The organism is Micromonospora sp. I033, from assembly GCF_053890995.1.
The window spans coordinates 1-15,165 of sequence record NZ_JBSSLX010000146.1; the positions used below are offsets into that span (position 1 = coordinate 1).

Sequence of the window (15,165 nt, forward strand, 5' to 3'; positions counted from 1 at the left end):
TCGACTCGGTCGGCGCGGCCGGCACCGCCGGCTGGCTGGTCGCCATCATCGCGGTGGGCGCCGGGGTGATCTGGCACCAGTCCGCGCCGGAGCGCCGCCGGCAGTGGGGCGGCTCGATGGCGGTGCCCTGGCTGGGTGCCGTCGTGGAGGAGAGCGACCGGCGCGCGTTCGTGCTCCGCTTCATCGGCGGCGGGGTGCTCGTCGCGGTCGGCATCATCGGCGTGGCGGCGGTCTACTCGCCGGCGCAGAACTTCGACGCGGTGCTCAACGGCATCATCTTCGCCCTGGTCGGGTTGGCCGGGGTGGGCGTGGTGACCGGCCCGGTGCTCTGGCGCACGTGGAACCAGCTCCGCTCGGAGCGCGAGGGGCGGATCCGCGAGCAGGAGCGGGCCGAGCTGGCCGCCATGGTGCACGACCAGGTGCTGCACACCCTCGCCCTGATCCAGCGCAACGCCGGCGACGTCAAGACGGTGCAGCGGCTGGCCCGGGGCCAGGAGCGGTCGCTGCGGAACTGGCTCTACAAGCCGACCGCCTCGCCGACCGAGCGCTTCGCGGCCGCCCTGGAACAGGCCGCCGCCGAGGTGGAGGACACCTTCGCCATCACCGTGGAGGCGGTGGTGGTCGGCGACCGGGAGACCGACGAGCGGGTCGGCGCGCTGGTCGCCGCGGCCCGGGAGGCGCTGGTCAACGCGGCCCGGCACGCCGAGGTACGCACGGTCTCGCTCTATGCCGAGGTGGAGCCGGAGCAGGTGAGCGTCTTCGTCCGGGACCGGGGCAAGGGCTTCGACCCGGATACGGTGGAGGATCACCGGCACGGCGTCCGGGGTTCGATCATCGGACGGATGAAGCGGCACGGTGGCCGGGCGGAGATCCGGTCCGAGCCGGGAGAGGGGACCGAGGTCCGGCTGATCCTGCCGATCAGCGGCTCCGGCTCCACGGCGGAAAGGGACAGATGACCATGGCCGAGCAGGAACCGGTCGAGGGCGCGACGCCCCGGGACGGGCGGTTGCGGGTGTTCCTCGTCGACGACCACGCGATGTTCCGGGCCGGCGTCCGCGCCGAGCTGGGCGCGCGCGTCGAGGTGGTGGGCGAGGCCAGCACGGTGGCCGAGGCGGTCAGCCGGATCGCGGCCATTCAGCCGGACGTGGTGCTGCTCGACGTGCACATGCCCGACGGCGGTGGCCGGGCGGTGCTGGAGGCGATGCGGCGTACGCACCCGCAGGTGCGGTTCCTGGCGCTGAGCGTGTCCGACGCCGCCGAGGACGTGATCGGGCTGATCCGGGCCGGTGCCCGGGGCTACGTCACGAAGACCATCTCGCCGGAGGAGCTGACCGACGCCATCCGGCGGGTAGCCGACGGGGACGCGGTGTTCAGCCCGCGGCTGGCCGGCTTCGTGCTGGACGCCTTCGCGTCCCGGCCGGACGCGCCGGTGGCCGACCCCGAGCTGGACCAGCTCACCAACCGGGAGCGCGAGGTGCTCCGGCTGCTCGCCCGGGGGTACGCCTACAAGGAGATCGCCCGGGAGCTGTACATCTCGATAAAGACGGTCGAGACGCACGTCTCCAACGTGCTGCGCAAGCTCCAGATGTCCAACCGGTACGAGCTGTCCCGCTGGGCCGCCGACCGCCGGCTGGTCTGACCGTCCCCGGCCGGGCCGGCTCCGGGCGTCACTCGGTGGTGCGCAGCACGGTGAACGCCTCGGCCAGCCGGCCGGCCGGGAGGCCGGCATTGTCGGCCATCGTGGTGAGCCGGTCGCGGACCCAGGTCGGCACGTCCAGGTGCGCGGTCTGCGACCGGTGCGCCTCCATCGCGGCGATCTTGCGGTCGACCTGGTCCGTCACGTCGACGACGTGGTCCGGGTCGGGCCCGCCGGCGTACCAGATCTCCCGGACCACCCACGGCTCCAGCCCCTCGTCGAGCAGCTCGGGAAACGCGAAGCGGTTGCGAGAGTCGGGGTAGACGGCGCAGGTGGCGGCCTCGCCGACGGCCAGGTGGTCCGGGTGGCTGGGGCCGGTCAGGTGCTCCCAGCGCCGCAGCGGCGAGCTGGTCAGCACCCGGTCCGGCCGGAACCGGCGGATCGCGGCGCTGATCTGCCGGCGCAGCGTCGGGCTGGGGGTGAGCAGGCCGTCGGTGTGGCCGTCGAGGAAGTCCACCTGGCGCACGCCGACCGCGGCGGCCGCGGCCCGCTGCTCCGCCTCGCGCCGGGCCGGCATCTCCTCGCGCGGCGTGTCGTCGAAGCCGCCGGAGTCGCCCCGGGTGGCGATGAGGTATGCCACCTCGACACCCTCATCCACCCAGCCGGCGATGGTGCCCGCACAGCCGAAGTCGACATCATCCGGATGGGCAAAAACTGCGAGGGCTCGACGGACGTCGGGAAGCGCAGGAGCGGACGCGGGGAAGCTCACGGCGCTGAGCGTACGCGGGTGGTCTCGCCCCGTGTGGCCGTGTCTTACCTGTTCAGAGCGGTAGGACCCGGGCCTTTCATGATCTTTTCTCAAGTATCGGCAACGTGGCGGGCAACTAACGTCTTGATAACGGCACCTTCACGCAAAGGGCTGGTGAGTGTCACAGTGGCAGCACCTCACCCCCCGGTGTGAGGCACCCCGTCGGGCCCGCCGACCACGTGACGCCGCCTCCACGCGCCGGCGCGTGGCCGTCGACCCTGCGCGGTGTCTTCGTCGAAGGGTGTGGCGCCCGGCGGATCGGTCCCCCTGGGGGTGTCCCGATTTCCTCTGCGGTAACCGGCGACCTGTGGTCCGGGTCGGCGGTGGTGTCACCCCCCAAACGTGCGTGAAACCCACGACGGAACCAGGTTAGAAAGAGGAGGCCCCTCGGAATGAGAGTCTCGAAGCGGGCGAGCGGCGCGCTCGCGGTGGGCGCGGCATTCGCGCTCGTCGCGACCGGCTGCTCCAGCGGCAACGACGACGGCGGCAACGCCAGCGCCAGCAAGGACGGCGCGATCGTCATCGACGGCACCCAGCCGGAGAACCCCCTGGTTCCGGCGAACACCACCGAGACCGGTGGCGGCAAGATCATCGACTGGGTGTGGAGTGGCCTGGTCGAGTACCCCAACAACGGTGGGGCCCCGCAGAACCTGCTTGCCGAGTCGATCGAGACGAGCGACTCGAAGGTCTTCAAGATCAAGATCAAGCAGAACACCAAGTTCCACGACGGCACCACCGTCAAGGCCGAGAGCTTCGTCAAGGCCTGGAACTGGGCTGCCTACGGCCCGAACGGCGCGCAGAACGCCTCGTTCTTCTCCGACATCCAGGGCTTCAACGACACCTACACCGAGGACCCGGACGGCCCCGAGGGCCCGAAGAAGGCCCCGGAGCCCAAGGCCAAGGAGATGTCCGGCCTCAAGGTCGTCGACGACTGGAACTTCGAGGTCACGCTCTCCGCGCCGACCGCCGTGTTCCCGACCAAGCTCGGCTACAGCGCCTTCATGCCGCTGCCGGACGCCTTCTTCGCCACCACCCCGGCGGAGTTCGGCAAGAAGCCGATCGGTAACGGCCCGGTCAAGCTCGTCTCCTGGCAGGACGACGTCGAGATCAAGCTCACGCGCTTCGACGACTACAGCCTGCGCGACAAGATGAAGATCAAGGACGTCACCGTCAAGATCTACCAGGACGACACGGCGGCCTACAACGACCTGCTCGCCGGCAACCTGGACTTCCAGCAGCAGGTCCCGGTCTCCTCGCTGGCCGGTGACAAGTGGAAGACCGACCTGGGCGAGCGGGCGATCCAGACGACCGTCCCGTCGACCGGCATCATCGCCTTCCCGATCTACGACAAGCGGTTCCAGAACAAGGACCTGCGTCGCGCCATCTCCCTGTCGATCAACCGGCAGGAGATCACCGACAAGATCTTCTTCGGTAACCGCAAGCCGGCCGACAGCTGGGCCAACCCGCTGACCCCGGGCGCCGAGCCGGGCAACTGCACCGCCTGCAAGTTCGACCCGACCGAGGCCAAGCGGCTGCTCCAGCAGGCCGGTGGCTTCCAGGGCAAGCTGACCCTGTCGTACAACGCGGACGCCAGCCACAAGGAGTGGATGGAGGCCGTCGCCCAGCAGATCAAGACCAACCTGGGCATCGACGCGGTCGCCGTGGGCGTGCCGACCTTCGCGGTCTTCCGGGCCAACATCAACGCCTACAAGATGACCGGCATGTACCGCGCCGGTTGGCAGCAGGACTACCCGGACGTGGAGAACTGGATCAACCCGCTCTACGTGACCGGCGGTTCCTCGAACGACGGCAAGTACAGCAACCCGCAGGTGGACGCCCTCGCCAAGGAGGCCTCCGCGGCCCCCAGCCTCGAGGAGGCCCACAAGAAGTTCGCCGAGGCCGTCAAGCTGATCGACCAGGACGTCCCCACGGTGCCGATCTACTTCAGCGGTGAGCAGTCCGGCCACTCGGAGAAGATCAAGAAGCTGGAGCTGTCCAACGTCGGTGAGCTCGACATCACCTCGGTCGAGCTCTGATCCGAACGGTCTGACCCCGGGTCGGGCTCGCCTACCGGTGAGCCCGACCCGGGGCCGTTCCGCGAGGGGGTGTACAACGGACCCCTCGCACGTTGTCACCATTCGTGTCGGCCGCCCCGACACAGCCCCTGTCTGGAGGACCACCCCATGGGCCGTTATCTCTTGAGACGGCTGCTGCAACTCGTGCCGGTGTTCATCGGCACGACGTTCCTGATCTACTGGCTCGTCTGGTCGGTGCCCGGCGACCCCTTCGCCGGCAAGTGCGGTGACCGTGGTTGCCCCCCGAACTACCGGGCCATGATGACCGAGAAGTACCATCTCGACGATTCGATCTGGGTGCAGTACGCCAGCTACATGAAGAACCTTTTCCAGGGCGACTTCGGTATCACGTTCGGCGGTCGCGAGATCAGCGACATCATCGCCACGTCGTACCCGAACACCCTGAAGCTGGCGGTGGTCGCGCTCGCCATCGAGGCCGTCATCGGTCTCGGCGCGGGCGTCCTCACCGGTCTCCGGCGTAACGGCTTCCTGGACAACCTGGTCCTCGTCTCGTCGCTCTTCCTGATCGCGCTGCCGGTCTTCGTCATCGGCTTCGTGCTCCAGTGGTTCCTCGGCGTCAAGTGGGGCATCATCACCCCGACCGTCTCCAACGAGATGCGGTTCAGCGAGCTGATCGTGCCGGGCTTCGTGCTGGGCAGCGCCTCGTCGGCGTACATCGCGCGAGTGGCGCGGACCAGCATCGCGGAGAACCGCCGCGCCGACTACGTCCGCACGGCCATCGCGAAGGGCCTCCCCATGCGCCGGGTCGTCGGCGTGCACCTGCTGCGCAACTCGCTCATCCCGGTCGTGACCCTGCTCGGCACCGACCTCGGCGCCCTGATGGGTGGCGCCATCATCACCGAGGGCATCTTCGGCATCAACGGCATCGGCCGCCAGGTGCTGCGGGCCATCGTCACCAAGGAGAGCGCTACCGTTGTCGGCATCGTGGTGGTGCTGGTGGTCGTCTATCTCGTGATGAACCTGCTGGTGGACCTGCTCTACGCCGCCCTGGACCCGAGGATCCGTTATGAGTGACCCGAGTACCGCGTCGATCGTCTCGACGCCGCCCGCGACCATGCCGACCGAGGCCGGTTCCGGCGCGCCCGTCAACGCCGGCCTGCCGGAGAACGCGCAGAAGCAGCAGAAGCCCCGTGGCCTCCTCGGCGACGCCTGGCGGGACCTGCGCCGCAAGCCGCTGTTCTGGATCTCGGCGTCCTTCATCCTGCTGTTCATCGTGATGGCCGCGTTCCCGCAGCTGTTCACCTCCCACGACCCGGTGAACGGCGCGCTGTCGCGCAGCCGGGTCGAGCCGTCGGGCGACGCCTGGTTCGGCTACGACGTGCAGGGCCGCGACGTCTACGCCCGGACCATCTACGGCGCCCGCGCCTCCATCGTGGTGGCGCTGCTCTCCGTGATCGGCACCCTGCTGATCGGTGGGGCGATGGGCATCATCGCCGGCTACCGCGGCGGCTGGGTGGACGCGCTGCTCTCCCGCATCGCGGACATCTTCTTCGGCCTGCCGTTCGTGCTCGGCTCGATCGTCATCCTCACCACGTTCAACGGCTCGGGCACCGACAACAACGAGTGGCAGATCATGGGGCTGGTCATCATGTCCCTGACCGTGCTGAGCTGGCCGGTCGTGATGCGGCTCATGCGCTCCTCGGTGCTCGCCACCAAGGAGGCCGACTACATCGTCGCCGCACGGGCGCTGGGTGCCGGCACCGGCCGGATCATCCTCAAGCACCTGCTGCCGAACTGCCTGGCTCCGCTGCTGGTCTACGGCACGATCATGGTCGGGTCGTTCATCGGCGCGGAGGCCACGCTGTCCTTCCTGGGCATCGGCCTGAAGAGCCCGGTGGTCTCCTGGGGCATCATGATCAGCGAGGCGCAGAACTACATCCGGGTCTCGCCGTTCCTGCTGTTCTTCCCCGCCGCGTTCCTCGTCGCCGCCGTGCTGAGCTTCGTCATGCTCGGCGAGGCGGTCCGCGAGGCCCTCGACCCGAAGCTCCGATAGGGGAACTGAGTTGTCCGACATTCTCGTGTCCGAGCAGTCCGCCGCGGGCGCTGACGGATCCGGCCGCCCCTCGGGCCGCCTGCTCGAGGTCGACGACCTGCGGGTGGAGTTCCGCACCCGGGACGGCGTCGCGAAGGTCATCAACGGGGTGACGTACCACGTCGACGCGGGGGAGACCCTCGCCGTGCTCGGCGAGTCCGGCTCCGGCAAGAGCGTCACCGCGCAGACCATCATGGGCATCCTCGACACTCCGCCCGGCTTCGTCACCGGGGGCCAGGTCCGCTTCCACGGCAAGGACATGCTCAAGATGTCCGCCGAGCAGCGGCGCCGGGTCCGGGGTGAAGGCATTGCGATGATCTTCCAGGACTCGCTCTCCGCCCTCAACCCGGTTTTCACCGTCGGCTTCCAGATCGCCGAGCAGTTCCGCATCCGGCGCGGCATGAGCCGCTCGGACGCCAAGAAGCGCGCGATCGAGATGCTCGACCAGGTGAAGATCCCGAACGCCAAGGGTCGGTACAGCAACTACCCGCACCAGTTCTCGGGTGGTATGCGGCAGCGGGCCATGATCGCCATGTCGCTGGCGCTCGACCCCGAGGTGCTGATCGCCGACGAGCCGACCACCGCGCTGGACGTGACCGTGCAGGCCCAGATCATGGACCTGCTCGGCGAGCTCCAGCGGGAGCGGCAGATGGGCATGATCCTGATCACCCACGACCTCGGCGTGGTCGCCGACGTCGCGGACCGGATCGCGGTCATGTACGCCGGCCGGATCGTCGAGGAAGCCGACGTCTACGACCTGTACGCCAAGCCGGCGCACCCGTACACGCTCGGCCTGCTCAACTCGATCCCGCGGATGGACGAGAAGGGGCAGGAGCTCCGTACCATCAAGGGCCTCCCGCCGAACCTGATGAACATCCCGTCGGGTTGCGCCTTCAACCCGCGCTGCCCGATGGCGCAGCCGGTGTGCCGGGAGAAGGTGCCCCCGCTGCTGCAGTTGGGCCGCGGCCGGGCCAGCGCCTGCCACTTCGCCGAGGAGCTCGTGAACCGTGACTGAGAACATCATCGAGGTCCGTGACCTGGTCAAGCACTACCCCGTGACCCGGGGTGTGGTGTTCAAGAAGACCATCGGTCACGTCAAGGCGGTCGACGGCGTCTCCTTCGACCTGAAGGCCGGCGAGACGCTCGGCGTGGTCGGCGAGTCCGGCTGCGGCAAGTCGACGCTCGCCCGGGTGCTGATGAACCTGGAGAAGCCGACCGCCGGTCAGGTGCTCTACAAGGGCCAGGACATCTCCAAGCTCTCCGGCGGCGCGCTGCGGCGCCTGCGCCGGCAGATCCAGCTGGTGATGCAGGACCCGTACACCTCGCTGAACCCGCGCATGACGGTCGGTGACCTGATCGGCGAGCCGTTCGAGATCCACCCCGAGGTGGCCCCGCGGCGGTCCCGCCGGGACAAGGTCAAGGAACTGCTCGACCTGGTCGGCCTCAACCCGGAGCACATCAACCGGTACCCGCACCAGTTCTCCGGCGGCCAGCGCCAGCGCATCGGCATCGCCCGGGCGCTGGCCCTGCGGCCCGAGGTCATCGTCTGCGACGAGCCGGTGTCGGCCCTGGACGTGTCGATCCAGGCGCAGGTGATGAACCTGCTGGAGAAGCTCCAGGCCGAGTTCGGCCTCTCGTACGTCTTCATCGCCCACGACCTGTCGGTCGTGCGCCACCTCTCCGACCGGGTCGCCGTGATGTACCTGGGCAAGATGGTGGAGGTCGGCACCGAGGACGAGATCTACGAGCGGCCGACCCACCCGTACACCCAGGCGCTGCTGTCGGCGGTGCCGGTGCCGGACCCGACCGTGCGGGAGAGCAAGGCGATCATCCGACTCCAGGGTGACGTCCCCTCGCCGGTCAGCCCGCCCTCGGGCTGCCGGTTCCGCACCCGGTGCTGGAAGGCGCAGGACATCTGCGCCCAGGAGGTGCCGCTGCTCCAGATCCGGCCGGGCTCGGACCACCCGAGCGCCTGCCACTTCGCGGAGAAGCGGGAGATCGTCGCCACCCACGAGGCGGCCTGATCCACCCCGGACCGCCTGCCGGCGTCAGCTCGACGCCGGCAGGCGGTTCGTCGTATCCGGGGCCCGGCGGCACCCGGTTCCCGCGCTGCCGGCAGGGCTCACAGCGGCCCGCGGCCGGCGCGCAGCAGCAGGAGCGCGAGCTGGGTGCCGTCCGCGCCGAGCGCCTGGCGGAACCGCTCCAGGATCTCCCGCTCCCGGGAGAGCACCAGCCGGGTGCCGCCGGAGGCCATCCGGGTGGCTCCGACCTCCTGGGAGAGCGCGGCCCGCTCCTGCCAGAGCGCGATGATGGTGCGGTCGATCTCGTCGATCCGCTCCCGGATCCCGCTGATCCGTTCGGCCGCCGCCGAGTCGTCGGTGCCGGTCCGGGCCGCCGCGGCCCCGGTCGGGTCGCCACCGGCCGGCGGGTCGTGCCGCGCCGGGCCGCCGCTGGACTCCACCACGTCAGTCATCATCGTCGTACCCCTCGGGGTCTCGGGCCCGGTACCCGGATCCCGGGACGGAAAAGCCCCGGGCTCCAGGAGCCCGGGGCTTTTCGTAGGTCTGTGATCAGGCGCGACCCACGGCTGCCGGACTCCCGGTGCCGTAGTAAAAGTAGAAGCGCTGATCGAACACGCCGTCGAGTATGCCGACCCGGGGGCCGGGCGCGCAAGGAAACCCGCCAACAGGTGGGACGTGACGCCTTCGTCTCGTCGCGGGGCGCGTGGGCGGGAAGTGTCCGGCCGTCGGCATAGACTCGCCGTGCGATGCATCCTCTCTTCGACATCCCCGCGTCCCCGCCCGCGCCGGAGCCCGGGGCGACCCCGCCGCACCGGCCCGCGTCCCACGACGACGCCGGCTCGGCGCGCCCTTCGCCGCGCCGCGACCTGAAGCCGTCGGCCCGGCCGGACCAGCAGGCCCTCCTCGCCGGCCTGAACGGCCCCCAGCGGGACGCGGTCACCCATGCCGGCTCCCCGCTGCTCATCGTGGCCGGCGCCGGCTCGGGCAAGACCCGGGTGCTGACCAACCGGATCGCCTACCTGCTCGCCGCGCGGGACGTGCACCCCGGCGAGATCATCGCGATCACCTTCACCAACAAGGCCGCCGGCGAGATGAAGGAGCGGGTGGCCGCCCTGGTCGGCCCGCGCGCCCGGTTGATGTGGGTGTCGACCTTCCACTCGGCCTGCGTCCGGATCCTGCGCGCCGAGCACGAGCACGCCGGCCTCAAGTCCACCTTCTCGATCTACGACGCGGACGACTCCCGCCGGCTCATGCAGCTGGTCGCCCGGGAGCTGGACCTGGACCCGAAGCGCTACCCGGCGCGCGGCCTCGCCGCCCAGGTCTCCAACCTGAAGAACGAGCTGGTCGACCCGGAGGAGTTCGCCGGCCGGGCCAAGGGCCCCAACGAGCGGGCGCTGGCCGAGGCGTACACGCTCTACCAGCGGCGGCTGCGCGAGGCGCACGCGCTCGACTTCGACGACCTGATCATGACGACGGTGCACCTGCTCCAGTCGCACCCGCACGTCGCGGAGAGCTACCGGCGCCGGTTCCGGCACGTGCTGGTCGACGAGTACCAGGACACCAACCACGCCCAGTACGTGCTGATCAAGGAGCTGGTCTCCGGCACGGAGGGCGTCCCGCCGGCCGAACTCTGCGTGGTCGGTGACGCCGACCAGTCGATCTACGCGTTCCGCGGCGCCACCATCCGCAACATCCTGGAGTTCGAGCGCGACTTCACCGATGCCCGGACGATCCTGCTGGAGCAGAACTACCGCTCCACCCAGACCATCCTCAACGCCGCCAACGCGGTGATCGACCGGAACACCTCCCGCAAGCCCAAGCGGCTGTGGAGCGACGCCGGCGCCGGCGAGCAGATCGTCGGCTACGTGGCCGACACCGAGCACGCCGAGGCCGACTGGGTGGCCCGGGAGATCGACCGGCTGGTCGACGCGGGCGACACCCGCCCGGGCGACGTGGCCGTCTTCTACCGCACCAACGCCATGTCCCGGGTCTTCGAGGAGGTGTTCATCCGGGTCGGCCTGCCCTACAAGGTGGTCGGCGGGGTGCGCTTCTACGAGCGCAAGGAGGTCCGCGACGCGCTGGCCTACCTGCGCGCCGTGGTCAACGACGACGACACGGTCAGCCTGCGCCGGATCCTCAACACCCCGCGCCGGGGCATCGGCGAGCGGGCCGAGGCGTGCGTGGAGGCGCTGGCCGCCCGGGACCGCATCTCCTTCGGGGCGGCCCTGCGCCGTGCCAAGGACGCCCCGGGGATCTCCACCCGGGCCGCCAACGGCATCGCCGAGTTCGTCGCGCTGCTCGACGACGCGCGCGAACTGGCCGCCACCGGCACACCGGAGGAGGTGCTGGAGGCACTGCTGACCCGCTCGGGCTACCTGGCCGAGCTGGAGGAGAGCCTCGACCCGCAGGACGCCGGCCGGGTCGACAACCTCCAGGAACTGGTCAGCGTCGCCCGGGAGTACACCGAGCGGATCGAGGCGCTGGGCGAGGAGGACGAGCGGGCCACCCTGGCCGGCTTCCTGGAGCAGGTGGCGCTCGTCGCCGACGCCGACCAGATCCCCTCCGACGACCCCGACCACCAGGGCGTGGTGACCCTCATGACGCTGCACACCGCCAAGGGGCTGGAGTTCCCGGTGGTGTTCCTGAGCGGCCTGGAGGACGGCGTCTTCCCCCACCTGCGCTCGCTGGGCGACACCCGCGAGCTGGAGGAGGAGCGGCGGCTGGCGTACGTGGGCATCACCCGGGCCCGGCAGCGCCTCTACCTGTCCCGGGCGGTCACCCGGTCGGCCTGGGGCGCGCCGGCCTACAACCCGCCGTCACGGTTCCTGGAGGAGCTGCCGACCGAGCTGGTCCGCTGGGAGCGCACCGAGGGGTCGTACACCTCGTGGGCCGGTGGGGGCGGCGGCGTCGGCGGCCGGGCGGACCGGGTGCCCGGCGGGCGTGGCACCTTCACCGGGGGCACGCCCAAGGCGACCCAGCTCGCCAAGCGGCTCGGGGTGGACGCCAGCCGCCTGGCCACCGCGAGCGAGCTGAAGCAGGCGCCCAAGGTCTCGGTGGGCGACCGGGTCAACCACCAGCGCTACGGCCTCGGCCGGGTGCTGGCGGTGGAGGGGCAGGGCCCGAGCGCCCGGGCGCAGATCGACTTCGGCGACCAGACCATGTGGCTGGTCCTCCGGCACGCCCCGATCGACAAGCTCTGAGTCGAGTGAGGCCCGGCCCGGCGAGTGCCGGACCGGGCCCCTCCCTCGTGCCGTGGCCGTCAGCAGGCCACGTTGATGCCCCGGGCGCGCAGGAACGGCGCCGGGTCGATCTGGTTCCACATGGCCCCCTTGTGCACCTCGAAGTGCAGGTGCGGGCCCGTGGAGTCGCCGGTGGAGCCCTCGTAGCCGATGACCTGGCCGGCCTTCACCTTGTCGCCGACGCTGACGATCAGCCGGCTCTGGTGGGCGTAGTGGGTCAGGTAGCCGTTGCCGTGGTCGACGAAGACGGAGTTGCCGTAGCCGTCGCCGGCGTCGCCGGCCTTGACCACGGTGCCCGCCGCGGCGGCGTGGATCGGCGTGCCCGCCGGCATGGCGAAGTCGATGCCGGCGTGCAGGGTGCCCCACCGCTGCCCGAAGCAGGAGGTGATCGCGGCGCCCTTCATCGGGATGACCCAGGCCGGCTTCGGCTTGGTTGTCGGCTTCGGCTTCGGCTTGGCCGAGGCGGTCTTCGTCGGCTTCGGGCTGGCGGCGCTCGGGCTCGGCGACGCGGTCGCCGAGGGGGTGACCGGGGCGATCGACTCGCGGGCCGAGCGGTCGGCGCGGTCGGCCGCCTCAGCGCGCGCCTGGGCGTCGAAATCGACCGCGGCGGGGGTGGGGGTGCCGTGGTCGACGGTGGCGACGGAGACGCCGCCAACGCCGAGGCCGAGCAGGGCCACCGCGCCGACGACGAAATATGCGGTACGCCGGACCGGGCGCTGCCGCCGGTGCCGGGCGGGAGCGATGTCCGGGGTGTTCTCGTTCTGGATGGAGCTGTCTTCCTGCACGGAAACCTTCATCAGTCGAGGGGCACGTGACCTCGAAATACTGGTGTCGGCCCAGGTCGCGACGGGTAAGGGGTTCCGGAGGACCGGTGAGGCGGGTGACGCGACCTGCCCGGGTTTCCGCCGGGCTGGGCGGTTTGCTGCGGAAAAGGATCATGCGGCGCTGTGGTGCCGCCCACATTCGTCACTGTGACCCAGCAGACTTTGCCACAGAGAAAACCGCCCGGATCGATTGATCCGGGCGGTCAACGGGCGATACGCAGCGTCAGGACGCGGCTACCTCGGCGTAGATTGCCTCGGTTTCGAGCTGAATGCTCACTCCCCGGTCCTCAAGCCACGGCACCGGGTCCAGCGGCTGGCCGTTGACATGGATCTCGAGGTGCAGGTGCGAACCGTAGGAGTGGCCGGTGTTGCCGACCAGGCCGAGCTGCTCGCCGGCCTTCACCTGCTGGCCCTCCTTGACGGTGACCGCCGAGGAGTGGCCGTAGATGGCCTCGCTGCCGTCCGGGTGCTGGACGATCACCGCGTAGCCGTAGCCGCCGAACCAACCGGCCTTGGTGACCTGGCCGTCGTGGATCGCCCGGTAGGGCGTGCCCTCCGGGGCGACCAGGTCGATGCCGGTGTGCAGCTTGCCCCAGCGCATGCCGTAGGGCGACTGGAAGTCGTAGCCGTGCAGGGGGAGCAGCCAGGTGTCCTGCTCGGCGGCGGTCTGGCCGGCGCGGTCGTCACGGGTGGCGCGTTGCGCGCTGTCGGCCCGGGCCGCGGCGTCCTGGCTGGTGATCGAGGCCTGCTTGAGCTCGTCGAGGACCGACGGGCTGACGCTCTTGGCGTCGGGAAGGGCGTTCGCGCCGAGGGCGACGATGCCGGCGCCCACGAAGGCGGTGGTCACGACCGCGGCGTAGCGGCTCCGCGGGGGGGTGGGTACGCGGCGGCGGCCGCGATATCTATCGGGCTCAGACGACAGGCGCTGGCGCACGCACACCCTCCGTTGTCGGGGATCCGATGCGACTCCGGACCGTTCGGTGAAGCTCCGTCGAACCTCCGGTGTCGCGTCGTCACCCGTCCGTGGACCTGATGACAACCGTGGACACGTTAGCCAACCGCCACTCCTGTCACAAGCCGAAGCGCCGAATTGGCGTTTCGTTCTGTCCGTTTCCATCCGCTCTTGTCATAGCTCGTGCCGCCGGTCGGGTGGCCCGGCAACTGCCCGTTCGTCGCGGACAGTGACCGATCGGCGGAGGCGTCCGGCTTTCCGCGCCGAGGGTCGGGCGGTAAGGCGCAGCCCGGGTTTCCGGCCCCGGGCAGGGCGGGTTACCGTTCGTTCAGGTCAGGAGTGCCGGAGCCGGTGAAAGGTGTGCGCTGATGAGCTCTCGTATCCGGGTCGTCGTCGCGAAGCCCGGCCTGGACGGCCACGACCGGGGCGCGAAGGTCGTCGCCCGTGCCCTGCGTGACGCGGGCATGGAGGTCATCTACACCGGCCTGCACCAGACCCCGGAGCAGATCGTGGAGACCGCGATCCAGGAGGACGCCGACGCGGTCGGCCTCTCGGTGCTCTCCGGGGCGCACATGACCCTGTTCAAGCGGGTCCTCGAACTGCTCGGCGAGCGCGACGCCGCCGACATCGTGGTCTTCGGCGGCGGCATCATCCCCGACGCCGACATCCCGGAACTCCAGCGGCTCGGCGTCGCCAAGATCTTCACCCCGGGCGCCACCACTCAGTCGATCGTGGAGTGGGTCCGCGAGAACGTGGCCCAGCCCGTCGCCTGAAATCCTCGCCGCTTGCTGGCGGGGCTGGCGTGGCCGGCCGCCGGAGCCGGGTGTGGCCATGTCGGCCGCTACGAACTTGATGACGTGAGCGGATCGGTTCCGGCGGGGTTTTTCCGCAGCCTTTCGAGCTGATGCCGTCAACGACTCGGCGCAGCCGGCGGACGACCACGGGCTTGAGTCGTTCATGACATCAGGTCGAAAGGGGCTCCGGAGCTGAGGCCGGGGCGGCTCGTGACGCGGGTGCCGCGTTCGGGCTCGCGCCGGCTCGCCGAGGTGGCGGTGTCGCGGGGGCCGGAATGCCGCCAGGTCGGCGACGTGGTGGCGGGTTGCCGATGTCCGGACAGGGGGAGGGGCCGGACGCACCCCTCACACGCCCGGCCCCTCTATGCACGATGCCCCGCCGCCACCCCTCGACCGACAGGGCATCGGCCGCTCCCGTCGTCGCGCCTGACCAGCGCTCCGACATCAGACTCAACGACGCCCCCAACAGGGGGTTACGCCCGTTCCCCAACATCCCCCGGACGGCTGACGATCCGCCTCCCGGGCACCTCGGACGGTCCGGTTTCCAGGGGCCTCGTGCCGCGGTCGCGGGTCGTATCGTGTGCCTGCCCGAACCGCGTCCCGCGGTCGCCGACCCCGCCCGGAGCCCGCCGTGACCCAGCCGCCGTACCCGCCGCCCGATCCCGCCGGCGGCCGGCCCTCGCCGCCTCCAGCTCACCCCGGGTGGCCTGCGCCGCAGCAGCCCGGTCAGCTCGGAGCGGGTGAGCCGCTGCCGCAGCAACCG

Annotated in this window: 13 protein-coding genes; 9 read left to right on the top strand and 4 right to left on the bottom strand. The window is 70.5% G+C overall.

Features of this window, described 5'->3' with window-relative positions; translation table 11 throughout:
* Nucleotides 1-956 (top strand): sensor histidine kinase (locus ACW0Q9_RS21510; RefSeq protein WP_456184039.1); only part of this gene is annotated, 956 nt, incomplete at its 5' end.
* A gap of 2 nt (nt 957-958) precedes the next feature.
* Nucleotides 959-1,639: a response regulator gene (locus ACW0Q9_RS21515; RefSeq protein ID WP_456184041.1), complete on the top strand. Its 681-nt coding sequence runs from the start codon at nt 959-961 to the stop codon at nt 1,637-1,639.
* Between the two features lie 28 nt (nt 1,640-1,667).
* Here ACW0Q9_RS21515 and ACW0Q9_RS21520 read toward each other — a convergent pair whose 3' ends face one another.
* Nucleotides 1,668-2,405, bottom strand: a complete 738-nt coding sequence (locus tag ACW0Q9_RS21520) for a PIG-L deacetylase family protein (protein ID WP_456184043.1) — start codon at nt 2,403-2,405, stop codon at nt 1,668-1,670.
* Nucleotides 2,406-2,836: 431 nt separating this feature from the next.
* On the opposite strand from ACW0Q9_RS21520, the gene ACW0Q9_RS21525 reads away from it, so the two are divergent.
* The 5 genes from ACW0Q9_RS21525 (at nt 2,837) to ACW0Q9_RS21545 (ending at nt 8,596) form a co-directional block, all read left to right on the top strand.
* Nucleotides 2,837-4,480 (top strand): peptide ABC transporter substrate-binding protein, encoded by a 1,644-nt coding sequence (locus ACW0Q9_RS21525; protein WP_456184045.1) that lies wholly within the window; start codon nt 2,837-2,839, stop codon nt 4,478-4,480.
* A 147-nt stretch (nt 4,481-4,627) separates the two neighbouring features.
* Nucleotides 4,628-5,554 (top strand): ABC transporter permease, encoded by a 927-nt coding sequence (locus tag ACW0Q9_RS21530; protein ID WP_456184047.1) that lies wholly within the window; start codon nt 4,628-4,630, stop codon nt 5,552-5,554.
* Nucleotides 5,547-6,533, top strand: coding sequence for an ABC transporter permease (locus tag ACW0Q9_RS21535; RefSeq protein WP_456184049.1), 987 nt, complete (start codon nt 5,547-5,549; stop codon nt 6,531-6,533). The genes ACW0Q9_RS21530 and ACW0Q9_RS21535 overlap by 8 nt, the downstream gene beginning before the upstream one ends.
* Before the next feature lie 25 nt (nt 6,534-6,558).
* A complete protein-coding gene (locus tag ACW0Q9_RS21540) occupies nt 6,559-7,587 on the top strand; it encodes an ABC transporter ATP-binding protein (RefSeq protein ID WP_456184059.1) in 1,029 nt (342 codons plus the stop codon).
* The gene (locus ACW0Q9_RS21545; protein ID WP_355351340.1) at nt 7,580-8,596 is read left to right on the top strand and encodes an ABC transporter ATP-binding protein; all 1,017 of its coding nucleotides are present in this window, start codon (nt 7,580-7,582) and stop codon (nt 8,594-8,596) included. The genes ACW0Q9_RS21540 and ACW0Q9_RS21545 overlap by 8 nt, the downstream gene beginning before the upstream one ends.
* Nucleotides 8,597-8,694: 98 nt before the next feature.
* Here the strand turns inward: ACW0Q9_RS21545 and ACW0Q9_RS21550 are convergent, their stop codons facing one another.
* Nucleotides 8,695-9,048: a chorismate mutase gene (locus ACW0Q9_RS21550; protein WP_456184051.1), complete on the bottom strand. Its 354-nt coding sequence runs from the start codon at nt 9,046-9,048 to the stop codon at nt 8,695-8,697.
* 291 nt (nt 9,049-9,339) lie between these two features.
* Between ACW0Q9_RS21550 and pcrA the strand changes: the two genes are divergently transcribed.
* On the top strand, nt 9,340-11,793 hold the full coding sequence (gene pcrA / locus ACW0Q9_RS21555; RefSeq protein WP_456184053.1) for a DNA helicase PcrA: 2,454 nt from the start codon (nt 9,340-9,342) through the stop codon (nt 11,791-11,793).
* A 59-nt stretch (nt 11,794-11,852) separates the two neighbouring features.
* On the opposite strand, the gene ACW0Q9_RS21560 is transcribed toward pcrA, so the two are convergent.
* Nucleotides 11,853-12,629: a M23 family metallopeptidase gene (locus ACW0Q9_RS21560; RefSeq protein WP_456184055.1), complete on the bottom strand. Its 777-nt coding sequence runs from the start codon at nt 12,627-12,629 to the stop codon at nt 11,853-11,855.
* A gap of 250 nt (nt 12,630-12,879) precedes the next feature.
* Nucleotides 12,880-13,590 (bottom strand): M23 family metallopeptidase, encoded by a 711-nt coding sequence (locus ACW0Q9_RS21565; RefSeq protein ID WP_456184057.1) that lies wholly within the window; start codon nt 13,588-13,590, stop codon nt 12,880-12,882.
* Nucleotides 13,591-13,976: 386 nt separating this feature from the next.
* Here ACW0Q9_RS21565 and ACW0Q9_RS21570 point away from each other — a divergent pair, with 386 nt between their 5' ends.
* Nucleotides 13,977-14,381 carry a cobalamin B12-binding domain-containing protein gene (locus ACW0Q9_RS21570; protein ID WP_262283136.1) on the top strand — a complete coding sequence of 135 codons (405 nt, stop codon included), beginning with the start codon at nt 13,977-13,979 and terminating at the stop codon, nt 14,379-14,381.
* The last annotated feature ends 784 nt before the right edge of the window (nt 14,382-15,165 follow it).

What these genes read in the sequence shown, in the direction of transcription:
- ACW0Q9_RS21515 (WP_456184041.1), top strand. Translation starts at nt 959, where the DNA reads ATGGCCGAGCAGGAACCGGTCGAGGGCGCGACGCCCCGGGACGGGCGG.
- ACW0Q9_RS21525 (WP_456184045.1), top strand. Translation starts at nt 2,837, where the DNA reads ATGAGAGTCTCGAAGCGGGCGAGCGGCGCGCTCGCGGTGGGCGCGGCA.
- ACW0Q9_RS21530 (WP_456184047.1), top strand. Translation starts at nt 4,628, where the DNA reads ATGGGCCGTTATCTCTTGAGACGGCTGCTGCAACTCGTGCCGGTGTTC.
- ACW0Q9_RS21535 (WP_456184049.1), top strand. Translation starts at nt 5,547, where the DNA reads ATGAGTGACCCGAGTACCGCGTCGATCGTCTCGACGCCGCCCGCGACC.
- ACW0Q9_RS21550 (WP_456184051.1), bottom strand. Translation starts at nt 9,048, where the DNA reads ATGATGACTGACGTGGTGGAGTCCAGCGGCGGCCCGGCGCGGCACGAC.
- pcrA (WP_456184053.1), top strand. Translation starts at nt 9,340, where the DNA reads ATGCATCCTCTCTTCGACATCCCCGCGTCCCCGCCCGCGCCGGAGCCC.
- ACW0Q9_RS21560 (WP_456184055.1), bottom strand. Translation starts at nt 12,629, where the DNA reads ATGAAGGTTTCCGTGCAGGAAGACAGCTCCATCCAGAACGAGAACACC.
- ACW0Q9_RS21570 (WP_262283136.1), top strand. Translation starts at nt 13,977, where the DNA reads ATGAGCTCTCGTATCCGGGTCGTCGTCGCGAAGCCCGGCCTGGACGGC.